A 21,516-nucleotide genomic window follows, 5' to 3' on the forward strand; every position below is an offset into this window, starting at 1 on the left:
CTGGCCTTTTTTACGTGCCCTATTAACCGCGTAACCAAACCCAACAATCAAAAACACAGGAATCAACTATGGCGAGAGTCACCTATCAGCCCTGCGCTGTTTGCACCACAAAATTTCCAGTAAGACCCCAAGCACCACATGCGAAGTTCTGTTCTACCAAGTGCAGAATGCAGCATCATCGACAAGAAAAGAAAGAACAACAAATCAAAACAGAAGGGAATAACACCATGAGTAGTGCATCAAAACAAACGTCTGCAACACTTCCAATGCAGTTCGTCTTTTCCGAGTCTGAATTCCAAGCTCGCTGCCAAAATGAAAAAGCATTCTACGAAAGCCGAATCGAGAAACCACATACAGGCATTCTCGGTGCAATCGTCGAGTTCACTCCTGCCACTTTGGTAGAAGCACTTGAAGTTTATCACCAGCAGCGTGCAGTCGGTTGGACTCCGCTTGATCCGATGTCCGCTTATCCCGGAGCAATGTTAATCGAGAGTGGACAGGCATCGTTCATCACAATGCATCTGAGAAAGCCAGAATGCGAACAAGAGAAAGATCTCGCCAAGATTTGCAATAAGGTAAAAGCTGATTACGAGGCCGAACTTGCAGCGGCGTTGGATGCCGAGGTAGATCGTCAAGTCATAATGTCACTTGCCAAAGATGAACGTGACCGTCAGCAGGCCGAACAAAAACACCGCTTGAGCCGTGAGCAACAAGTTCGAGATGAACTCGCTGCAAGTCGTGCAAAGCTCCGTGAAGAGCTAATCAAGTCCGGCAAGCTAAACGCCGATGGAAGTGCAGCATGACACTCGATGCAACTACCAGGATCTTACTTGAGAAGTATGATCCAACTAATAAGCTCCTACAAGCCCCTGTAAGCGCTTCTAATGGCGAGGCGCCACATACGCATCAGCAGCCTAACATAACGCCTCCTACAGGCTCTCAAGAAGCCGTATATAAGGCCGCGAGCGGTCGCACTGGTGTAATTACTGTTTTGATGGATTCAACCAAATATAGCGACGCTGTTATTACCAAGGCTTGCACCGAGTTTAACAAGGTTCACCCCGAACAGATGATCAACAGCTTTCAATTGCCAGCAACATTCGAAGGTATTCCCGCTGGTACGTGGGTCTACCTTTCATACGAGGATATTTAATGGAAAAAGCCGCTACACTGCAACAAGCTCTGAATAAAGAGCCCGAATACTTTCTTCTTCTCCGTGTCCATCACCCAGCAAATGTGCCAAATTTCGTTGGACTTGTCTCGATGTATGTCCAGCGTCGTGGCGAGAGCAACTTTGGATATCACTGGTTTGTTTACGACGAAAACTCAACCGTTGTCGCTATGCACGGCAGTCGTAACAGTCTAACGTTCATTGCTGAATATATCTCTCAGTATCGGCACCCCCTTCCTAATGGACATGAAGTTATTTATCGTGGGCGTGGGGCTAAAACCTTTAAAAGCCACGTTGATTATTTTTACGGTCGCCGTCTAAGTCTTCGTGAAGGGGCCTCACGATGAACGAAGAGATTATTGCTCAGCTCGTTGGCGTCCTTAAGTTCGCTGTAGACTCAAGCGGCTTACAGCGTTTCACGCAGATGATGAAAACAGCCGAAAGCCAGATGGCTAGATTGGGTAAACAGGCTGAACAACTCCAAACTAAACTTGGTAAGGCATTTAATGTCACTGGCAAGAACGCAGGTAAACTTAAGCTTGATGCTGATATTCGTAGATCTCTCGACAAAGAGCTGGCTACAGAAACGAAGTTGTCTAAGCTTCGCCGTCAACAGTTTACAACCGAGCTTCAACATCAGAAGCTAATTTCCGCTGGCACCAAACAAGAGGCATGGCTACAAAGTGCTGCACTCAAAGATCAAATTCAACGTGCAGTAGTTGCGGCTAAACAGCAACGTATCCAACAAGAGAATCTTAAAACAAAGTTAGGCGAAGCTAAGCTGCAAGGGGCTGCTGAGCAATCCCAACTCCGTCAGGCTCGGTTGGCCGATATACTCCAGAAGCGACAGGCTCGGACTGTGCAGCTTCAGCAACAAGCCATGCTCCAGCAAACCAAGTTTCAGCGTGCCGAAATGGCATTAAACAATGCCCGTCAAGCTGGCATTCGTCAGGCTGAGCGTTGGGCAACAACTAAAGCCACGACCGCTGCTCGTGAAGCTCGTGCTACTGAGCGTCACCAACAACAGGCTCAGCGATTCAGCTTTGCTGCTGAGCGCCACGAGGCTTGGAAGGCTCGTCAGGCTGAGCCAAAGAGTATGGACTTCGGTGGTCTCGCTGTAGGCGTTACAGCGGCTTCAGCAGCGTTGTACGGGCTTGTCCGGGGTGTTAGCTATCTGAGTGAGCGAGTCAAACAACGCCAGGAAGATGCAAGTGGTGCGGAGCAGTTTGATACCGCTCTTCAACAGTCTGGTGGTAAGAATCCAATTAATCAGAAGTTTGCTCGTGATCGCTATATCGATATTTCAAACAAATATGGTCAAGAAATCAGCGTGGAAAGCGCTAAAGCATTTGCATTGTTTGTACAGGGGCAGCTTGCACTTGGTAAAAGTCTAACTCAAGCTACCAAGATGTTTGAAGATCAATCAGCAACATTCCGTGCTGCTGCACTCGATAAAGAAGCCCAAAAGCGGGCTGCTTACCAGCTCAATCAGATCCGTGCAAAAGGAAAGCCGGAAGGAAGCGACGTCAACGATTTGTTTGATGCGGTTGGTGGTGTAGTTGCTGCTTCCATTCGTCAAGCTGCTGCAACTCGCTTGGGCTTTAAGGGGAAGATAGAAGAGCAAGCAGGATGGTTCAAGAAAGCTGTTACTGACGGGAAGATCCTAGCTAAGGATTTTGACACGGGTATGTCTAATTTCCTAAAGGCTAACCAAGACATTCTTGCTCAGCAAATGGGATCTATTTCAGCGGCTCAACAACGTGCAGAGAATCAAAGCTATTTGAATGACAATGCTATCAACTCAAGCCAAGAGTTAAAGGGTGTGATTCTGGAAAGGATTCAGGCTGAACGTGATTTGAATACAGCAATGCAGCCATTCAAAGAAACCCTGGCGCTGTTTGACCTCGGGTTGACTAAAGTAGCTACGTCAATGCTTCGCCTTGCAGCTAATCGTAACGTGGATGGCACAGAGAAGACAGATCAGCAACAGCTACAAGACCGAATGTCAACCAGTGACATTGCCGTCGATACAAAGATGGTGGGAGTGGGCGACTACAGCGGTATCAATGGGGATGTTCAGCATCAGGGCGGGCCAATTGGTAAATTTTGGAACTGGCTGCTAAGCGTTGAAGATTATAGTAAAGGCGGCGAAGCCAATAAATTGAAAGCTTTGGAAATGAATATTGCCGGTCTTCAGTTTTCATCGTTAGATGCTTCAAAGTTTGGTGCTGAACCACCGGACGAAACCGGAAAGATGAAACAGTTTCGTTTACCTCCTGCGTATACAGCTGAAGACATTATGGATGCAGCAACCCAGCAACAGCGTAGACAAACAGCGTTGCCAAGTGACTGGTTATTGCCCTCTGATCCCAACAGTAACGTCCTCAATAAGCCTATTGGCAACGTTGATCAATCCACGCACACAGATATCAAAGTTGATGTCACTGTCAATGCTCTTGATCCAAATGGCAGGGAGCTTGGTAATGCTATCGGCGATGCTGTTTCTGAAAAGGTCGATGCGAGACTTAAACAGGTGCTGCTGACAGCACGAGCAAATCAACAGGAGACGCAGTGATGAAATACGATGAAATTGCCAGCCAAACAGACTATAGGGCCGCTTGCGGCCTCTATATCTCAGAGGTGTACGGAGATGCTGTAGTGCATCAATTACCGGGTGTGTTAGATACGTTGTGGGATTGTGTTCTGTTTCGTATGCCAGAGGAGATGGCACATATCGCCATCTTCACTGATCACCGTTTACCACCACCAAAGCAAGGAGATTAATAATGCAGCGAGTTTATACAAGTGCAATGGAGGCAATGAAAGCTGCTCACAATATATCTTGTCTTCTACGACGTCCTGTGATGCGTTACATCGCAGCTAACAGGCGCGGCCTGCCAGTCTGGGTGGTAAGCCTGGATAAAGTCGCCCAGAACGCACTGTAGGGGCTTGTAGCGGTAGTTTGATGGGGCGTAACTAAACAGCTTGACAAATTTGGTCAAAAGGCGTATAAAGACGCTCTTTCCAGCAGTCCCCAACGAACGCTCTCGACATACCCGCAAGGTAACGTCAGGCGGCGGTTTTGTGCTGTCTGGGATTTGACCCAAGCGTTTGCACCAGATATCAACGCAGGGGAAATTCCCCTATGTACACGGTGGAAATTCCCCTATGTACACGGTGGAAATTCCCCTATGTACACGGTGGAAAATCCACTACGTACACGGTGGAAAATCCACTACTAATAAGATTGATAGTAACAAGAATGAAATAACAAGATTGAATATTGAATGCTGTGCGTGAGTTCGCTCACTGCGTTCGTTGCACCGAGTAATCCCTTCGGGATTTTTTGCACTGTAAAAGCAGAAGAGCTTTTCTTGTTTTGTGTAGGGTAATTGATTTTACCGTGCAAGGATCTTGATTCATCGGTGTGCATACCCCTGTTGGAGTTAGATTGAATCACATCGGTCATCCTGACCTCTGTGAGATTTTACCGTGCAAGGAGAAAATGAAATGAACATTCAGTTCCGTCAACACAGTCTTGAATGGCTTAAGGCCGGTAATGGCAATGGTGGTCCCAGTGCAGCCGCTCGTGTTGCACAGATGGTTGAAATGATTGCCCTCTACCGAACTGGGGCAATGGAAGAGTCCAAATTCTTGGACCAAATAAAGAAACTATAATGGAGAATACGAGGAATACGATGACCGAGACATTTTGCAAGCTTACACATGAAATTATGCGTGCTACACACTGGATAAGCAGAACCACTGGAAAGCTATTTAAACTATCTGGAACGCAGAAGATTATTTGGGTGCACATGAGCAGTCGCTACGAGTTCTTCCGCTCTTTAGGGAAAGAATGGTTCGATGATCAAAACGATATTGCAAGGGATACAGGGTGCGACGTTAGCACCGTAAAAGCTTTCATAAGGCTGCTAGTGGACCATGGATATATCGTGGTGCAGCGTAAGAAGCTTAGAGGCTATGTGCACTCTAATAGTTACAACATCGTTGCCCCGCTAGAACTACATAACAAATATGCCGCTAATACCGCCTCCGTACGGCCTCTAGAGAGCGATGAGGCTATGGGTGCGGCTTCGGTGTCTTTGTCTTCTAGCGTGCCTGCAATCGCCGCTCATGATGTTCCAAGAAAGCTAGAGCCGATGTTTGAAGATATTCCGCTAGAGGCGTATATCGATAAGCCAGCGAAGCCTGCTGTAATCGTACATGAAACGCTGCGTGGATTTGCTGATACATTGGACGAAGAAATTGCGTACGCTGTTCCTGTGCTACCTAAGGGCCTCCCTGTTAGTTTGAATGATCCAGATCTATGGGGGTAAAGTTCGTGGCATGTTCCTGGCCCTACGTTGTAGGGCCTACATCCTGCCTTTTCAGTCCTCAATACTGTCTATAGCGAAGTTGATGAACGCCGAGCAACAAATAAGCATAAACCGAGCGTCAGCTTTGGTTGGTGCAGTGGCATTATCTAACAGTGCATGCCTGATGCCACTAGCATCGCTGGTATAGCCGTAGAGAGTAAGGAAAGCTGACTTCAAGCTTCCGTGAAGGTTGTGCTTGGTCTCAAGGATCTTGAGGGCCTGCCCTAGCGTAGCCTTGTCATCACCAACGAGCTTTTTCGCTAGAGACTCAACAGCACTGATGCTTTCTTTGATTGAGTTGCGATAGTCAGGATTCTGTCTATCGGTCAGGAGGGTCAATGAAGTTTGAAGGTGTGTAGTAACTCCGGCGTATTTGGATGTCCCAGATATCGCTGTTTCAATTGCTTCAATTTCTTCAGGCGATGTAATCTCTGTTAGCTTTCCCGCTACAAAGCGATATGCTGAGTTCTCTCTAGTAAAGGCTTCGTTGCACATGTTGATGCAGTACTCATGAACTTCAGCGCCGTTAGGAGCGTTTTCAATTATGAACTCTAGTAGGCTGTATGTTCTGTGCCAGACTCCCGAGATTATCTCTTTTTTTAGTTGATCGAGAATTGTTTGCCACCCCCAAGGCAGATCATCAAGAGTGGTTTTATAGAATTTTGAATATAGTAACCTAGAGAATTCTTCGAAGTTCGATCCTCTAAGTATTTTGTGTCCGCTAAAGTCTGGGTAGAACGTATTCCAATAGCATTCTGACAAAATGTTCCAGACGGTATTGCGCAGATCCATGTCTATTGAGTCGCTTTGTATGACTTTAGATGCCGGCAATAAGCCCATGCGCTGTGAGAAATCCATTGTCACCTCGTTATTATTCGCCATTGCCTAATTGATCACATGACGTGATTGTACATGGTGGCGGGTCGCTATAGGTGGTCAGTAACCTCGGAAAACCCACCCGAAACCCCTTCTAAAACGTGCTCCTGTAGCCGGTTATAAGCACATTGAAAAGTAGATCACTAGCTTATAAGCCAGCATTTCCGGGGCTTCCCTTATCCCATGGATAAGCTGGACACGGTGAGGACGTCTCGATTTTAAGTTTCGCACCAAAACGTCAGTTTTGAGCCGGAATCATCGACTTCTTCAAAATAAGCCCACCCAGCGTCAGCCTGTTCAGAGCTGGTCTAGGCTTCCTGCACTACTCTCAGGGAGGCCACCATGAACGACCAAAATGCTCAAACCGTTGCTGATGCGTTAGAACTGATCATCCTCAACCAAGAGGCGCTGTCGGCGTGCGTTGAGGAAATAGCTCTTCACCTCATGGGAACAGGTGAGCAGGAGTTACACGCTAACATTGAGGGTGCGCTAACCACGCTCGATACCAACGCCCAGGGCATTAACAGTGCAATCAGAATTCTCCGTGGTCACTGACCCTTTAACGCGAATTCAACTCTGACAGGCGGTCGTTCCACTGGTCTTAACATATTGCAGTCGAACGTCAACGATATGTTAAGATGTGCTCTCACTAGGTTGATTGAGGGCTCAGACGATGAAACAGGTAATCGCTTACGCACGGATGAGCACCGACGACCAGTGTCTTTCGGTAGCTGGGCAGTTCGCCGCTATCGGGATCGCCGCTGAGGCAAACGGCTGGGAGATAGTTGCCCAGTTCACCGACGATGGTGTGTCAGGTAGTATCGATCCTCTTGAACGTCAGCAGTGCCGATTGGCTCTCAACATGGCAAAGTCGCTGGGCTGTCCTATTGTCGTGCATCGTGTTGATCGTCTCACGCGTGATCACGCCCACTTCGTCACCTTGCAAAAGAAATACACCTTCATCGAAGCCGAAGACGTGCATGGCACTGGCCTCGTTCGTAACATCAAGAGTCTTCTCGCTGAGGAGGAACTACTCAAGATTCGCAAGAGGACAAAGGATGGTCTGGCCCAACTGAAGGTGCTGGCTGCCAATGGCGATAGTGAGGCTCAGGCCAAGATCGCCCGCCGTGATGCTGGCCGAGAGGCCGCATGGGCTGTTGGCAACGGCGCTGCTGTAGCTGCTAAGGCCGCCAACGCAACCAATCGTGCAAAGTCTCTGGAAGCTGAGTTGAAAGCTTGTCTCTACGATGGCACTCCGTCTTACAGCGCAATCGCCAAATGCCTGAATGCAAGAGGTGTGGTAACGGAGCGGGGTAGTGCCTTCCAGCCTATGACAGTATCGCGCTTGATGGCCCGCCTAGGTTTGTCTCTTCCTGCGTAACCACCACTCATAACGCCTCAAGAGGCTGCCCAGTGCGGGTTTCGTCTTCTTTGCATACTTGGCGAAGCTGAGCCGATTGCTGGTCTGAATCAGCCTCTGAGAGCGACCTGAGGCCCAGGGTTATTTTGGAAAAGCTGGCGCTTCCATTGACCCGGGTTGCACACCGTTAAGCACCACGGGCAAAACTGAGCCAATCTTATTTTTCAGACGGAAACGCGGAAACTGAGCAAGTGTGCTCAGTGGATTTTGGCGGGGGCCAGTTTCTGAAAAACGTGGTCTGTCACTTTTGGCAAGGGAAAGCTCGTTGAAGCGCACCAATGGTCAAAACAGTGCTATTCAAATGCAGATTTGACGGATGCTCTTGCATGTCTTTAACCACGATACGAATTATCTGTTTGTTTGTAGTCGATGGCGGTAGGCAGATTCTGTGCTCTTCCATGCTTGCGTTTGCTAAAGGTATTGTATCGCTAGTTGCTTGAATGGCACCGACACAGTATCCAGATGTGAATGTAACTTTCTGGGAAGCCTCATTGGATAAAGCAGTTTCGCACCAGTCAAGGAACTCATTTCCAGTTAGCGCCATTACACGGTCGCATCCCAGTACCGCCACCAAAGCAACCGCCATGGCAATCCTTGGTTTCATGTTGTCCTCCTAGCCCGAGAAACTTTCAGCGTAGCTGCTACGGGCCGTTAAACCAGTATCCAGCCATTATTTTGGTAGGTGGCCCACACCTTCGTAGCTAAGTAGCAAAGGAGGCCGGTAGCTAAGAGAATATTTCGGGCGTGATAGTACCAACTCGCTCTTAGGGTGATCTGTTGGGTGATCAGTAATTTCAAATCCCTGTTGAGTGGCACTTCTTCCTTTAAGGCAAGGGCATTCGCACGCAATGCCCGAACAACTACCTCAAGTCTTTTGAAGCCACATACAGCGCTTGCGGCAAATATCAGCAGGCTTACGAGCAGGAAGGTTTCCTTGTTGATGCCAAGCTTTGCGTATGGGTTTGTTTGAGCAAGGTATGCGCAGATAGCTAACGTGGCACCGAGGGTAAAGTAGTCGAGTTTGCTAGACGCATCTAGATGCTGGGTCGAGAGCCTTTCGATTTTTGCGTTCAGTGGGTCCATATCCTGTCCATTTTCCAAGGTTAGGCGCTGCTTACTGTGGTCATAACCTCTCACCCCTGGCACCCGGTCCTGATGCAGCCAATACTTTGCTATTGGACAGGTGAGCTATCACCCTGACATCATAATGCTTTTCAAATCGCAGGAAAGCTCGATATGTCGATAAAACGTCCCATAGGCATAGTCCTCGCCCTAGGCTTGGCGTTTTTAGTCATCAAAGGAATTTCGAACAACCCTCCGGCTGGTAAGGCTTCGCCGGAGCCAGATTATCCGATCAGCGATGCCACGTATGAGCAGGTCAACGCTGACGTGGGTTGTAAAAGCAAATTTAGCGATGAGAAGAAAGAAGACATCTTCAATTCCAAGTACAAAAATCACTGGATGACTTGGCAAGGAAAAGCGGTAATCGTTGAAGCCGATAAGGTCGCATTGAATGTTGATGGCATTGGAACCCAGGATATTAGCGTCACCTTCATGCGTAAGGGGGATGGCTATGACCTGACCAAGGGGAGCGTGATGAAGGTTCGGTTTTTGATGAAGTCGATGGGAGGATGCATCCTCCCATTTGGTGGCGTTCAAGCGCTGCTAACGAAGTAAGAGTGCTAACACGCTTGGAAGCGTTAGGCTGTGGGGGACCTTAGAGCGTATGGTCCCCATATTTATACCCGATCCGCGATGTTTCTTCCTCGCTCCGCTGTCGGTAAATGTCGCTCAGCGTCCATCGAAGCCTCTCATTCTCAACCCTGAGGGTGCCTATCTCTTTAAGCGATGCTCGGTACATGACGATCAACCCAGCAAGCTCCCTATGGACTGCTCTGAGGTTGCGGCGTGTTAGCTCCAAGTCGCTGCACAGGAGGTCGCACTGATGTTTCAGCAACTCCTCATAGGTGGGCATCCCCAGCTCAAAGCCTGAATCGTCCACCAAATCATCAATCAAATCATCGTGCATTGCCGTTACACCAAATACTGTACAAATGTACAGTATAGGTACAAGGGTTGGTTTTCAATTGGTGGGCGATGGGTGGCGCCTTCAGTCGAGGCGAGGGGCTAATGGGCGTGGTGTCGCCTATCCCAGCAGCTTTTTCAAAAGGTGTACTAATGAAAATGTTGCTTATAAGTACTGACGGTCTTATTGCTGAGAAACATCCCCTTGGCTATTTCCTTGTTGGTTCGGCCCTGGGCAAAAAGTTGCAGTACCATCAGTTCCCGATCGTTGACGCTTTTGAAAAGGTCCAGCTCTATACTGCGTGGATCATCCGGGCGTATCGGGTTCAGCGCCTGGCTGGGGAAATAGTTATAGCCGGACAGTACCGCTTTGATCGCGCTGACAAGTTCGCTGAGGTCTTCCTGTTTGCAAACGTAACCGGAGGCACCGGATTGCATGCATCGGATACCGAAGAGCGTCGGTGACTGTGCCGTGAGCACCAGTGTCTTGAGCGGCGTGGTCATGGCGTTGAAGCGTGACAGAATTTCCAGCCCGTCAAGTTTGGGGATGCTGATGTCCAGGATAACCAGGTCTGGCATGCATTCGCGCACCATTTGCATCGCGTCGACGCCGTTGTCAGTTTCTCCTACGACCTTATAGCCCTCATGTTCCAGGAGCATGCGAACGGCGAGGCGGATGACCGGATGATCGTCGACAATGAAAACGGAGTTCATGAATAAATTACCCTGCGAACTTGAATAAAGCGCGCACCTTAGCCCACTTACAGCCAGGGTCGTACGAAGAGACGGGCATGCAACTTCAATTTCAGAAGTTTCCTACAAAAAAAGAGGCAAGATATTACGACGTAATCGGTTTTTTAGTCGGTGGATGACAGTAAGAGGGGGGAGGTGTTGGCAGTGTGTGAAGGGATATTTCTTTGAATGTGTTGTTTATGCAAACAAAGAAAACATTCTAATCGCGGTTTGTGTAAACCATACATTTATTTATCTACTTCAAACTCCTTGTGGATGGCGCTACAAAACCCACATGCACCGCCAGTCCCCTGTGGGAGCGAGGTGGCTGCACGATCCATATCCACCGCAATCCGTGTGGGAGCGCGCTTGCTCGCGATGGCGGTGGACCTGTGCGCATCGATGCTGGATGTGCCTGCGTCATCGCGAGCAAGCTCGCTCCCACATTTTTCGAGGTGCTGCAAAGGGTGCTTTTATTGGCGCGTGCGGCCTGTCATCTCCTGGGCCATTTCGCTGGCGTAGCTGTCGGTCATGCCGGCGATGAAGTCGATCATTCGCAGGAACGCGCCATGCAAAGGGCCATTGGGATCCGGCGCATTGTTTCCCAGCAGGTCGAGAATGCGGCGATTCTTGAACGAAGGCGTGCGGCCGCCGTGCTGTTCGAGGGCCGCGCCGCAAAAGCCGTTGAGCAGGATTTCCAACGTGGTGTAGGCGCCGATTTCATGCAGGGTCTTGCGCTTGTCCTGGAAGATTTTCCGGCGCGCCATGTCCTTGGCATTCAACACGCAGCGTTTGGCCGGGCCGTGCATGTGTTCCACCAGGTCGCCTGGCAGCGTGCCGGCAAGCAACGCTTCCTGCTGCTCGACAAACGCCCGGGCGGCGGCGTTGGTCAGGTGTTCGATGGCCTTGCCTCGCAGGATCGCCAGTTTGCGCCGTCGCGAGTCCAGCGGCCCCAGTTGCCGGTAGGTGTCCGGAAGATCGTCGCCCACCAGGTCCAGGAGCAGCGATTCCACCTGTGGGTATTCCAGAAGATCCATCTCCACACCGTCTTCCAGGTCGATCAGCGCGTAGCAGATGTCATCGGCGGCCTCCATCAGGTACACCAGTGGATGCCGCGCCCAACGTTGATCCTCGATCTGTGGCAAACCGAGCTTGTGGGCAATCTGCTCCAGCAGTGGCAGTTCGCTCTGGTAGCAACCGAACTTGTGCTTCTTGTAGCCCAGGGAATCGGCGTGGCGGGCGGTCCAGGGGTATTTCAGATACGTACCGAGGGTGGCATAGGTCAGCCGGGTTCCGCCGTCGAACTGATGGTATTCAAGCTGGGTGAGGACGCGAAAGCCTTGGGCGTTGCCTTCGAAATTGAGGAAGTCGTTGCGCTCGGCTTCGCTCATCGCATCAAGCCAACCCCGTCCGGCGGCCTGCTGGAACCAATAGCGAATGGCGTCCTCGCCGGAATGACCGAACGGCGGGTTGCCAATGTCGTGGGCCAGGCAAGCCGATTGCACCACCATGCCCAGGTCGCTGGGCTCGCACCAGTCGGGCAGGGCATTGCGGATGGTCTCTCCCACGCGCATGCCCAGGGAGCGCCCGACGCAACTGACTTCCAGGGAATGGGTCAGGCGCGTGTGGATGTGGTCGTTGCTGGAAACCGGATGTACTTGCGTCTTGCGCCCCAGGCGGCGGAAGGCCCCGGAAAAGATGATGCGGTCGTGGTCCTTGTGGAAGGGACTACGGCCCAGTTCTTGCGGGCTGTGCAGCGGTTTTCCGAGACGTTCGCGAGTCAGCAGGGTATGCCAATCCAAGGCCGGTTGCTCCGTTCGATGATGTCGATGCCCTAGCTTCCCGGTTCGTGGGCCGCCCTGCAAGGCCTATGGGCCTGCCAAACCGGATACGTAACCCTGTGGCCCTCGCCACAGGGTGTCGGTCGTCAGGGTTTGCGCAGGTCCTTGGCCAGCTTGACCAACGGCAGCAATGTCGTTGCCAGGCGGATCAGGCCTGTCAAGCCACCGCCACCGCCATGGCGAGTCCGTTTGCCGGTAAGGAAGCCGAGCAGGGACACCGCCGCCACGCCCCACAGCGGCGCATGCTTGATGCCGAAACCTTCGTGCCAGCTTTGCGTCAAGCCGCGCACCCGATGCAAGGGTTGCAGCAATTGGCGTGTCTCCTGACGGATTTCCTGGCGATGCATTTCCATGCGCAGGCGCACCAGTGCCTTGCGCATTTCCTGTCGTGTCCGGGCTTGAGGAATATCAGGCAGGCTCATGGCAGCAGGCGCTCCCGGTCATTGGCCAGTTCTTCGAGGGTGGCATTGAAAGGAGAGGACTCGTCGTAGATCGCGGCCTTGAGCCGCAGACCGCAGAACAGGGCCGCCAGCAGGTAGAACAGGCACAGGCCGATAATGCCCGACAGACGATAGGTGTCCCATACCAGGATCAGCACCAGCGCCGAAAGCCCGACCAACAGCAGCAAGCCGAACACCAGCGCAAGGCCGGCGAACAGCAGGAGGCTGACGGTGCGTGCCTTCTGTTCCTGCAACTCCATGCCGAACAATTCGACGTGGCTGTGCAGCAAGCCAAGAAATGCCGCGCCCAGGCGGCGTGCTGTGGGTTGTGTGCCCGCTTCGGACGAGCCGGATTCGTCGATACCCATGATCAGCGCCGTGTCGCCAACAGACCGATCAGAAAACCAACGCCCGCGGCAATGCCTACCGATTGCCAAGGGTTGGCCTGTACGTATTCCTCGGTGGCCACTACAGCAGCCTGGCCCCGTTCGCGCATGGAGTCTTCGGTCAGCTTGAGTGTTTCGCGGGCGCGCAGGAGGGTTTCATGGATCTGGCCGCGCAGCGCATCGGCTTGATCGCCTGCCAGCGTCGCGGTGTGATCGAGCAAGCGCTCCGTGTCGCTGACCAGCGTCTGAAAATCTTCCATCAGGATTTCTTGAGCAGTCTTTGCCTGGGTTCTGGCCATGGGTGAATCTCCGTAAGTGACGTCTGAAGCGTTCGAGTATGAGCCTTGCCGGAAGGTTCAGTGCAAGTGGCTGGTACAACTTTTGCTCAGGCTTCTGCCATGTACTGGTGCGTCAGCCTGTTCCAGTGCGCTGAAGCTGGGCGAAAGCCCGTAAAACCTTAACCAAATAATCAAAACCCGCGAAGCACCTCGAAGCGGGACTTCGTTTTGCCCGATCTACGCACCAAAGCAGTTCAATGGCCTGTTTGCGGCCAATGAGTCGTTTCAACTTGGTGCGTCCGTGGGGCGAGCGAACCGGTTTGGTGCTTTTTTCAACTTTTTCAGGTCTGCCAACACCATGGAAAATATGCAAAGTGCCGTGGACAGTCTGGTCCACAGCTCCAATACGCTGTTCATCCTGCTCGGCGCAGTCATGGTCCTGGCCATGCATGCCGGCTTCGCGTTCCTTGAAGTGGGAACGGTCCGGCAGAAGAACCAGGTCAATGCGCTGTCGAAAATCCTCAGCGATTTCGCGGTCTCGACCCTGGCCTATTTCTTTGTCGGTTACTGGATTTCCTACGGTGTGACCTTCCTGCAGCCGGCAGCGGTACTCAGCACCGATCATGGCTACAGCCTGGTGAAGTTCTTCTTCCTGTTGACCTTTGCCGCCGCGATCCCGGCCATCATTTCCGGCGGTATAGCCGAGCGTGCACGGTTCGCGCCGCAGTTGTGCGCCACGGTGTTGATCGTGGCGTTTGTCTACCCGTTTTTCGAAGGCTTGGTCTGGAACGGCAATTTTGGCTTGCAGGCTTGGCTGCAAGCTCGGTTCGGCGCCAGTTTCCATGACTTCGCCGGTTCCGTGGTGGTGCACGCCATGGGCGGCTGGCTGGCGTTGGCCGCAGTGCTTTTGCTCGGGCCGCGTAATGGTCGCTACCGGGACGGTCGCCTGGTGGCGTTCGCGCCTTCGAGCATTCCATTCCTGGCCTTGGGCTCTTGGATCCTGATTGTCGGCTGGTTCGGTTTCAACGTGATGAGTGCCCAGACCCTGCCTGGGGTGAGCGGGCTGGTGGCGGTCAATTCGTTGATGGCCATGGTGGGCGGTACCGTGGCGGCATTGATTGTCGGGCGCAACGACCCAGGCTTCCTGCACAACGGTCCGCTGGCCGGGTTGGTGGCGGTCTGTGCCGGTTCCGACCTGATGCACCCGGTGGGGGCGCTGGCCACCGGTGCCATTGCCGGTGCCTTGTTTGTCTGGTGCTTCACGGCGGCCCAAGGCAAGTGGAAGATCGACGACGTGCTCGGCGTCTGGCCGCTGCACGGGTTGTGCGGGGTCTGGGGTGGCATTGCCTGTGGCATCTTTGGCCAGGCTGCCCTGGGCGGCCTGGGTGGGGTCAGCCTGATCAGCCAGTTGATCGGCACGGCGCTGGGTGTTGTCGTCGCCCTGGCCGGTGGGTTCGCGGTCTATGGCGCGATCAAGGCCGTGCTGGGGCTGCGCCTGACCCAGGAAGAAGAGTATTACGGCGCCGACCTGTCGATTCACAAGATCGGCGCGGTCAGCCAGGACTGATCGTTGCACAGTATTTGTGATACAGGACACTAGGGCTCCTTGTCCTGGTTGCCAGGGTAAAAACCGTGGAGCAGGCGATAACGGTCGTGACGGACCTGATCCACATGATGCCGGACTTGTTGTTCGGGCAGGCCGAGCATGATCAGGGCGTGGGACGCCAACATCAGGCTCGATTCCAACAGTTCCGGGACCACTTCGCTGGCCCCGGCGGCCTGCAACTCGGCCAGTTGGCTGTCGTCACGGGTGCGCACCAGGATCGGCACCTGTTGGTTGACCCGCCGGGCGGCCTTGAGCACGGTGATGGCGATGTCGGTCTTGTCCACCGCGATCACCAATAGCCTGGCGCGGCTCAAACCAACGGCGGCGAGCAGGTCGCCCCGTCGCGAATCGCCGTAATGCACGCAGTTTTCCCCGACGGTGGCTTCCTGGATGATCACCGGGTCGTCATCCAGGGCGACGAACGCCTGGCCTTCGCGGCGCAGGAAGCGCCCGATGGACTGGCCGACGCGCCCGTAGCCGCAAATCACCACGTGATCCGACAAGCCGGCATTGAGTGCGCTGATCTGGTCCAGTTGCGCCTCTTCGTTGGGTTTGCGATGCAGGCGCGCGGCGATGCGTGGTGCCGCACGCAGCAACAGCGGGGTCAGCAGCATCGAGCAGAATGTCGCGGCCAGCAGCAGGCCGCTGATGTTGGCGGGCATGAGACTGTTCTGTTGCATCAGCGCCATCAAGGCAAAACAGAATTCGCCGCCCTGGGCCAGGGCCAGGCCGCTGCGCCAGGCGGTTTCCCCATCACTGCCGCGCCATTTCACCAGGGCGGCGACCACGCAGCCCTTGAGGAGCATCAAGCCGAGGGTCAATCCCAGGATCAAAAGGCCGTCATCGCGGAACAGTTGCAGATCGATCAGCATGCCGATGCTGACGAAAAACAGCCCCAGCAGGATGTCGCGGAACGGGCGTATGTCGGCTTCGATCTGATGCCGGTAGTGGCTTTCCCCCAGCAACATGCCCGCCAGGAAAGCCCCCAGGGCCGGCGACAAGCCGAGCAAGTGGGTCAGCCATGCCGTCAGCAGCACGATCACCAGGGCTAGCAGCACGAACAGTTCTGCGGACCGGGACGCCGCCACCTCATGGAACAGCCGGGGCAACAGCAGCCGGCTGGCCAGCAGCAGGCCACCGAACAACACCAGGGTCTTGCCCAGGGTCAGCGGTAGCGCCCAGTACCACGGGTGCTCGCTGCTGCCGGCGAAGACCGGCACCAGGGTCAACAGCAGTACCGCGACGACGTCCTGGAACAACAACACGCCAATGGCGTTCTGGCCATGGCTGCTGAAGATCTCGCCCAGGCTGGTCAACTCCTTGCTGACAATGGCGGTGGAGGACAAGGCCAGCCCCGCGCCGAGCAGCAGCGCGGCGATCACCGGCGCGCCGCACACGGCCAGCAATCCCGCCAGCAGCGCCCCCGAACACAACACCTGCAGGCTGCCGAGGCCGAACACGACCCGACGCAGTTCGAGCATTTTCGACAGGGAAAACTCCAGCCCCAACGAGAACAACAGGAACACCACCCCGAGCTCGGCCAGGTCTGGCAGTTCTTCGCTGTCGTTGACCCAGTCCAGCGCGGTAGGCCCGACCGCCAGCCCGACACACAGATAACCCAGTACGGGCGGCAGGCGCAGCCGCCTGAAGAGGGCGATGACCACCAGGGACGAGGCAAGGATGATCAGCAGGTTGGCAAACAAGGGGAACTCCGTTTCAAGGCTACAACGCACAGCGTAGAGGGGAAAACGTGACCAGCGTCGCTGGAAAAGCATTTATGTTCAGTGATTTGCATCAGCGTTTTACCGAAACACCCGGAAGCGAGCCAGCGACTCGACGGTTTTCCGAGGCGGGCCTAGAATGACCGTCTATCTTTTTTGGGTCTACCCGCCATGCTTCCTGAATGCCAGTTGTTCGGCACCCTGGGGTGTCATCTTTGTGAGGTCGCCGAAGCTGAACTGATACCTTTCGTCGAACATGGATTGTTGGTGGAACTGGTGGACATTTCGGAACGTCAAGCCTGGGTGGACGATTATGGCCTGCGTATCCCCGTGCTGCGCAGGCTGGATACCGGTGCCGAGCTGGACTGGCCCTTCGAGGCTGAACAGATCGTGACCTTCCTCCGTTGAACGGTTCGTCCTTCGGTTCCCAAGACAGCGGTTGGCGAAAGTAGCGAGCTTCGGTTACTGTATGTTCATACAGCTATCTGGAGTGCACCCCCTTGGTCAATGTCGAACAACTGAAAAGCAGCGTAAACAGGATGTCCGCGGACGTTGTGCGTGAGGCGGTCCTGGAGCTACGCCTGGATGGCTTGGTGACCGAAGGCAAGACGCCCTTCAATAAACTGCATTTCAACACCTGTTTCGCCGAGATCGAAGCGTTGTTCCAGCGTGCCGGCTATCACAAACAGTTGGATGTGGTGGGTTACCAGGGGTTGCTGTACGCGCTGTACGATCCAGGCCGCTGGGAGGCGGTGGACGTGCTGCGCTGGTTGAAGGAGTTCACCGAAGCGGCGGCCAAATCGACGTCAGTCACGGCGTAAAGCAATCATCGCTGGGCTGACCGGTGCGACTGTCGGATAATGCCGCCCTGCAAAAACGCCTGAGAGTTTTCAATGTCCGGTTCATCGTTTTCCGCCGCTCATCATCAGGCCAGTACGCTGTATTTGCCACCCGGGTCCTGGCCGACGGTGCTGGAGTGCCTGTGCGAGCATTTCAGCGCCATCAGTCGCGAGCAGTGGCTGGACCGGATCGCCCGGGGCCGGGTACTGGACGGGGAGGGCAAGGCCATCCATGTCGACTTGCCGTACCGCGAAGGCCTGCGCATCCACTATTTTCGTGAAGTAGCCGACGAGAAGCCGATCCCGGTGGTGGAGTCGATCCTGTACGCCGACGAACATCTGGTGGTGGCAGACAAACCGCATTTTCTGCCTGTCACTCCGGCAGGCGAATACGTCGAGCAAACCTTGTTGCGACGGCTGATCCGGCGGCTGGACAACCCGCATCTGGTGCCCCTGCACCGCATCGACCGGCACACGGCCGGGCTGGTGTTGTTTTCCGCCAATCCGCACACCCGTTCGGCGTATCAGTCGTTATTCCCGACGCGGCAGATCGAGAAGCGCTACCAGGCCATTGCCCGTGCGTTGCCTGGGTTGACCTTTCCCCGGGTGCATAGAAGCCGGATGATCGACGGTGAACCTTTCTTTCGGATGCAGGAAGGCCCTGGCGAGCCCAATACCGAAACGGCCATCGAAGTCCTGGAAAGACACGGTGACCTGTGGCGCTACGGGTTGTCTCCGGTCACGGGCAAGAAACACCAGTTGCGGGTGCATATGAATGCCCTGGGAGCGGGCATCTGCAACGATCCGTTTTACCCTGACGTGCTTCGGGACACCGAGGACGACTACGCCAACCCGCTCAAGCTACTGGCACAGGGGCTGCGTTTCATCGACCCGGTCACTGGCCAGGAACGTGTATTCCAGAGCGAGATTACATTGCAGTGGTAGTGCCCATGGTTTTCGACCAGGCATAAAAAAGCCCGCAAATGCTGCGGGCTTTTCGTATCTGGCGGTAGCGTTGAAGATTAGAGGTCTTTAACGGTACGAACCTGATCCTTGTTCACGCGAGTCTGCTTGCCATCCAGTTGCTCGAATTCGTAGAAGCCGCTTTCTTCATCGTAATGAGGGGTATCGACGGCCTGGATTTCGCGACCGTCATTCAAGGTGATCACTGTTGGCGAAGCGCACCCGGCAAGGGTGGCGAGGCCCAGAGCGAGCATGAACGTGGCGAGGGTCCGTTGTATCATGGTGTTTCTCCGAATGGATTCTTCAAGTTACTGACCTTCAGACGTATACATTGCGCGCAAGTTCCTGGCTAGTGTCAATCTGACACGCCTTTATGTCGGGCCAGTAACTCCGGGGTGTTCAGATTGGCCAGCCGCGGATCGTCGGCAGGGCATTGCAAGGCAACGGCGTGCAGCGCGCGCATAACCCGACCGGGGCTGCGCTCGCCTTCGCTCCAGGCTTTTTCGAAGCTCGCTGCCAGGGCCAACGGGATGACACACAGCAGCGGTTCCCAATGCTCGCCGTGCCGCACCATCAACGGCTGATCGGGGTGCTGGCTGGCCGTCCTGCGCATGTTGTCGAGCAGGCTAGCGTCGACCTGCGGCACGTCGCACGGCAGCACCAGCAAATACGGATGCCTCGCAGCCTTGAGACCTGCCCGGATGCCCGCCAGTGGCCCGGGAAAGTCACCTTCCTCGTCATGCACCAACTGATCGGCATACGCAGCATAACGTTGCGCATTACGGTTGCAGGAAATGATCAGGTCATCGCTCATGGCGCGAGTCTGGCGATGGATATGGGCAATCAGCGGTTCGCCTTGCCAGTGCACCAGGCCTTTGTCCTGACCGCCCATGCGTTGCCCGCGGCCACCCGCCAAGAGCAGAATGGAGCAGGATGGCAGCGGCGTAATCGAGGTCATGGCGTGTCTCCGCACGGGCGAAAAAATGAAGCGCTGTGATATAACACCGGGCTGTTTCCTCCACAACTGGACGAGCCTATGAAAGCCAAGGCTGATGTACCTTTCGTGCCGCTCAATATCGCGGTGCTGACAGTCAGTGACACCCGTACCCTGGAAACCGATACGTCCGGGCAGGTCTTCGTCGATCGGCTCACGGCGGCCGGCCACAACCTGGCGGCGCGGGTCCTGCTCAAAGATGATTTGTACAAGATCCGGGCGCAAGTCGCGACCTGGATTGCCGAAGACGTGGTGCAAGTGGTGCTGATCACCGGCGGCACCGGCTTCACGGGGCGTGATAGCACGCCGGAAGCCGTCACGTGTCTGCTGGACAAGCAGGTCGATGGGTTTGGCGAGTTGTTCCGGCAAATATCAGTGGCCGACATCGGTACTTCCACTGTGCAGTCCCGCGCGCTGGCGGGCCTGGCCAATGGCACGCTGGTATGTTGCCTGCCGGGGTCGACCAACGCGGTGCGTACCGGATGGGATGGGATCCTGGCCGAACAATTGGATGTGCGGCATCGTCCGTGCAACTTCGTGGCCCATTTGAAACAGGCAGCCCCTTGTGAATCCCGTGGGTAAACCGGGCAAGGCCGGCGCCTTGATGGCCGTTGAGGTGGCGTTGGAGCGGCTGCTCGAGATGGCTGCGGCCACACCGATCGCTCAGCGCGAACATTTGCCTTTGGCCGCGGCGTCAGGGCGAGTGCTCGCCGAGGACCTGGTATCGACCCTTGATTTGCCGCCATGGCCCAACAGCGCCATGGATGGTTATGCCTTGCGGCTGGCGGACTGGAATGGCGAGCCGTTGGTGGTCAGCCAGCGGATTTTCGCCGGCCAGGCTCCGGAGCCGTTGGCCGTTGGTACCTGCGCGCGGATCTTCACGGGGGCGCCAGTCCCTGCCGGAGCCGATTGCGTCGAGATGCAGGAAAACGCCGTGGTTGAAGGCGACCAGCGGGTGCGGTTTACCGAGCCCATGGTCAGTGGGCAGAACATTCGTCCCCAGGGACAGGAGACCACCGTTGGCGAGCAAGTCCTTTCTGCCGGGACTCGCCTGGGGCCGATCGAGCTGGGCTTGGCGGCATCCTTGGGCTGTGCATCGCTGGACGTGGTGCGCAAGGCCCGCGTCGCCGTCCTGTCCACGGGCGATGAACTGGTCGAGCCCGGTCAGGCGTTGGGTCCTGGCCAGATCTACAACAGCAACCGCGTGCTGTTGTGTGGCTGGCTGCAACGCATGGGCTGTGAAGTGGTTGACGCGGGTATCCTGCCCGACGATTTGTCGGCCACCCGCGAGCGCCTGGCACAGTTATCGGATGTCGATCTGATCCTGTCCACCGGGGGGGTATCGGTGGGAGAGGCGGACTTCCTGGGGATCGCCTTGCGCGAGGACGGCGAGCTGGCGCTGTGGAAACTCGCCATCAAACCGGGTAAGCCGCTGACGTTCGGGCATTACCGTGGCGTGCCGGTCATAGGCCTGCCTGGAAACCCCGCTTCGACCCTCGTGACGTTTGCCCTGCTGGCAAGGCCTTACCTATTGAGACGCCAAGGCGTTCAGTCGGTGGCGCCACTCAAGTTCAAGGTGCCGGCCGGTTTCGCCTGGCCAAAGGCGGGTAGTCGCCGAGAATACCTGCGAGGCCGTATGGAGAATGGTCGAGCGATCATCTACCGAAACCAGAGCTCGGGTGTCCTGCGCAGCGCGGCCTGGGCCGATGGGTTGGTCGAGGTGCTCGAAGGGCAGACGCTGGTGGAGGGCGACGAAGTGGGCTTCATTCCCTTGAGCGAAGTCCTGGGCTAGCACCTGGCAGGTGTTCTCCGGCCCGGGTTGGACGCCCGGGCCTTTGCGCGCCTCAC

27 protein-coding genes and 1 pseudogene are annotated in these 21,516 nt (G+C 54.9%); 16 read left to right on the top strand and 12 right to left on the bottom strand.

Features of this window, described 5'->3' with window-relative positions; translation table 11 throughout:
• The first annotated feature begins 68 nt into the window (after positions 1-68).
• The 7 genes from IB266_RS01045 (at position 69) to IB266_RS01075 (ending at position 5,508) form a co-directional block, all read left to right on the top strand.
• Positions 69-803, top strand: coding sequence for a hypothetical protein (locus IB266_RS01045; protein WP_192259619.1), 735 nt, complete (start codon positions 69-71; stop codon positions 801-803).
• Positions 800-1,153, top strand: a complete 354-nt coding sequence (locus tag IB266_RS01050) for a hypothetical protein (RefSeq protein ID WP_192259621.1) — start codon at positions 800-802, stop codon at positions 1,151-1,153. The genes IB266_RS01045 and IB266_RS01050 overlap by 4 nt, the downstream gene beginning before the upstream one ends.
• Positions 1,153-1,518, top strand: coding sequence for a hypothetical protein (locus tag IB266_RS01055; RefSeq protein ID WP_192259623.1), 366 nt, complete (start codon positions 1,153-1,155; stop codon positions 1,516-1,518). The genes IB266_RS01050 and IB266_RS01055 overlap by 1 nt, the downstream gene beginning before the upstream one ends.
• The gene (locus tag IB266_RS01060) at positions 1,515-3,746 is read left to right on the top strand and encodes a tape measure protein (protein ID WP_192259625.1); all 2,232 of its coding nucleotides are present in this window, start codon (positions 1,515-1,517) and stop codon (positions 3,744-3,746) included. The genes IB266_RS01055 and IB266_RS01060 overlap by 4 nt, the downstream gene beginning before the upstream one ends.
• Positions 3,746-3,955 carry a hypothetical protein gene (locus tag IB266_RS01065; RefSeq protein WP_192259627.1) on the top strand — a complete coding sequence of 70 codons (210 nt, stop codon included), beginning with the start codon at positions 3,746-3,748 and terminating at the stop codon, positions 3,953-3,955. Before IB266_RS01060 ends, IB266_RS01065 begins: the two co-directional genes overlap by 1 nt.
• Positions 3,956-4,681: 726 nt before the next feature.
• The gene (locus IB266_RS01070; RefSeq protein ID WP_192259629.1) at positions 4,682-4,849 is read left to right on the top strand and encodes a hypothetical protein; all 168 of its coding nucleotides are present in this window, start codon (positions 4,682-4,684) and stop codon (positions 4,847-4,849) included.
• A 20-nt stretch (positions 4,850-4,869) separates the two neighbouring features.
• Positions 4,870-5,508, top strand: coding sequence for a helix-turn-helix domain-containing protein (locus tag IB266_RS01075; RefSeq protein WP_192259631.1), 639 nt, complete (start codon positions 4,870-4,872; stop codon positions 5,506-5,508).
• 51 nt (positions 5,509-5,559) lie between these two features.
• Here IB266_RS01075 and IB266_RS01080 read toward each other — a convergent pair whose 3' ends face one another.
• Complete coding sequence (locus IB266_RS01080; RefSeq protein ID WP_192259633.1) at positions 5,560-6,405, bottom strand: AbiJ-NTD4 domain-containing protein; 846 nt, start codon at positions 6,403-6,405, stop codon at positions 5,560-5,562.
• Positions 6,406-6,765: 360 nt separating this feature from the next.
• Between IB266_RS01080 and IB266_RS01085 the strand changes: the two genes are divergently transcribed.
• Together IB266_RS01085 and IB266_RS01090 are read left to right on the top strand one after the other, a co-directional pair.
• The gene (locus tag IB266_RS01085) at positions 6,766-6,978 is read left to right on the top strand and encodes a hypothetical protein (RefSeq protein WP_192259635.1); all 213 of its coding nucleotides are present in this window, start codon (positions 6,766-6,768) and stop codon (positions 6,976-6,978) included.
• 118 nt (positions 6,979-7,096) lie between these two features.
• A complete protein-coding gene (locus tag IB266_RS01090; protein ID WP_192259637.1) occupies positions 7,097-7,804 on the top strand; it encodes a recombinase family protein in 708 nt (235 codons plus the stop codon).
• A gap of 280 nt (positions 7,805-8,084) precedes the next feature.
• On the opposite strand, the gene IB266_RS01095 is transcribed toward IB266_RS01090, so the two are convergent.
• Together IB266_RS01095 and IB266_RS01100 are read right to left on the bottom strand one after the other, a co-directional pair.
• A complete protein-coding gene (locus IB266_RS01095) occupies positions 8,085-8,447 on the bottom strand; it encodes a Rap1a/Tai family immunity protein (RefSeq protein WP_192259639.1) in 363 nt (120 codons plus the stop codon).
• Positions 8,448-8,494: 47 nt separating this feature from the next.
• A complete protein-coding gene (locus tag IB266_RS01100) occupies positions 8,495-8,926 on the bottom strand; it encodes a hypothetical protein (protein WP_192259641.1) in 432 nt (143 codons plus the stop codon).
• Positions 8,927-9,079: 153 nt separating this feature from the next.
• Here IB266_RS01100 and IB266_RS01105 point away from each other — a divergent pair, with 153 nt between their 5' ends.
• A complete protein-coding gene (locus tag IB266_RS01105; protein WP_192259643.1) occupies positions 9,080-9,520 on the top strand; it encodes a hypothetical protein in 441 nt (146 codons plus the stop codon).
• Between the two features lie 40 nt (positions 9,521-9,560).
• On the opposite strand, the gene IB266_RS01110 is transcribed toward IB266_RS01105, so the two are convergent.
• The 6 genes and pseudogenes from IB266_RS01110 to IB266_RS01135 form a co-directional block, all read right to left on the bottom strand.
• Positions 9,561-9,872 (bottom strand): hypothetical protein, encoded by a 312-nt coding sequence (locus IB266_RS01110; RefSeq protein WP_225613368.1) that lies wholly within the window; start codon positions 9,870-9,872, stop codon positions 9,561-9,563.
• 158 nt (positions 9,873-10,030) lie between these two features.
• A pseudogene (locus IB266_RS01115) lies at positions 10,031-10,582 on the bottom strand (response regulator); the annotation flags it as partial.
• Between the two features lie 491 nt (positions 10,583-11,073).
• Positions 11,074-12,402, bottom strand: a complete 1,329-nt coding sequence (locus IB266_RS01120; RefSeq protein WP_053183171.1) for a deoxyguanosinetriphosphate triphosphohydrolase — start codon at positions 12,400-12,402, stop codon at positions 11,074-11,076.
• A gap of 125 nt (positions 12,403-12,527) precedes the next feature.
• Positions 12,528-12,863: a hypothetical protein gene (locus IB266_RS01125; protein ID WP_060738528.1), complete on the bottom strand. Its 336-nt coding sequence runs from the start codon at positions 12,861-12,863 to the stop codon at positions 12,528-12,530.
• Positions 12,860-13,249, bottom strand: coding sequence for a phage holin family protein (locus tag IB266_RS01130; RefSeq protein WP_060738527.1), 390 nt, complete (start codon positions 13,247-13,249; stop codon positions 12,860-12,862). The genes IB266_RS01125 and IB266_RS01130 overlap by 4 nt, the downstream gene beginning before the upstream one ends.
• A gap of 2 nt (positions 13,250-13,251) precedes the next feature.
• The gene (locus IB266_RS01135; protein ID WP_060738526.1) at positions 13,252-13,566 is read right to left on the bottom strand and encodes a DUF883 family protein; all 315 of its coding nucleotides are present in this window, start codon (positions 13,564-13,566) and stop codon (positions 13,252-13,254) included.
• A gap of 337 nt (positions 13,567-13,903) precedes the next feature.
• Here IB266_RS01135 and IB266_RS01140 point away from each other — a divergent pair, with 337 nt between their 5' ends.
• Complete coding sequence (locus IB266_RS01140) at positions 13,904-15,112, top strand: ammonium transporter (protein WP_103309175.1); 1,209 nt, start codon at positions 13,904-13,906, stop codon at positions 15,110-15,112.
• 29 nt (positions 15,113-15,141) lie between these two features.
• Here IB266_RS01140 and IB266_RS01145 read toward each other — a convergent pair whose 3' ends face one another.
• The gene (locus IB266_RS01145; protein WP_192259646.1) at positions 15,142-16,854 is read right to left on the bottom strand and encodes a cation:proton antiporter; all 1,713 of its coding nucleotides are present in this window, start codon (positions 16,852-16,854) and stop codon (positions 15,142-15,144) included.
• A 189-nt stretch (positions 16,855-17,043) separates the two neighbouring features.
• Between IB266_RS01145 and IB266_RS01150 the strand changes: the two genes are divergently transcribed.
• From IB266_RS01150 to IB266_RS01160, 3 genes are all read left to right on the top strand, one after another.
• Entirely contained in the window at positions 17,044-17,280 is a 237-nt protein-coding gene (locus IB266_RS01150; protein WP_060738523.1) for a glutaredoxin family protein, read from the top strand.
• A 92-nt stretch (positions 17,281-17,372) separates the two neighbouring features.
• The gene (locus tag IB266_RS01155; protein WP_060738522.1) at positions 17,373-17,693 is read left to right on the top strand and encodes a hypothetical protein; all 321 of its coding nucleotides are present in this window, start codon (positions 17,373-17,375) and stop codon (positions 17,691-17,693) included.
• A gap of 72 nt (positions 17,694-17,765) precedes the next feature.
• Positions 17,766-18,656: a pseudouridine synthase gene (locus tag IB266_RS01160; protein WP_192259648.1), complete on the top strand. Its 891-nt coding sequence runs from the start codon at positions 17,766-17,768 to the stop codon at positions 18,654-18,656.
• 77 nt (positions 18,657-18,733) lie between these two features.
• Here IB266_RS01160 and IB266_RS01165 read toward each other — a convergent pair whose 3' ends face one another.
• Both IB266_RS01165 and mobA read right to left on the bottom strand, forming a co-directional pair.
• Positions 18,734-18,955, bottom strand: coding sequence for a YgdI/YgdR family lipoprotein (locus IB266_RS01165; RefSeq protein WP_092197592.1), 222 nt, complete (start codon positions 18,953-18,955; stop codon positions 18,734-18,736).
• Between the two features lie 74 nt (positions 18,956-19,029).
• Complete coding sequence (mobA, locus tag IB266_RS01170) at positions 19,030-19,632, bottom strand: molybdenum cofactor guanylyltransferase MobA (RefSeq protein ID WP_192259650.1); 603 nt, start codon at positions 19,630-19,632, stop codon at positions 19,030-19,032.
• Between the two features lie 78 nt (positions 19,633-19,710).
• On the opposite strand from mobA, the gene moaB reads away from it, so the two are divergent.
• Positions 19,711-20,250 carry a molybdenum cofactor biosynthesis protein B gene (gene moaB / locus IB266_RS01175; RefSeq protein ID WP_053120541.1) on the top strand — a complete coding sequence of 180 codons (540 nt, stop codon included), beginning with the start codon at positions 19,711-19,713 and terminating at the stop codon, positions 20,248-20,250.
• 22 nt (positions 20,251-20,272) lie between these two features.
• A complete protein-coding gene (glp, locus tag IB266_RS01180; protein ID WP_192260107.1) occupies positions 20,273-21,460 on the top strand; it encodes a gephyrin-like molybdotransferase Glp in 1,188 nt (395 codons plus the stop codon).
• Positions 21,461-21,516 lie beyond the last annotated feature (56 nt).

It is taken from the genome of Pseudomonas sp. Pdm06 (assembly GCF_014851795.1).
Classification (GTDB): Bacteria; Pseudomonadota; Gammaproteobacteria; order Pseudomonadales; family Pseudomonadaceae; genus Aquipseudomonas; species Aquipseudomonas fluorescens_AA.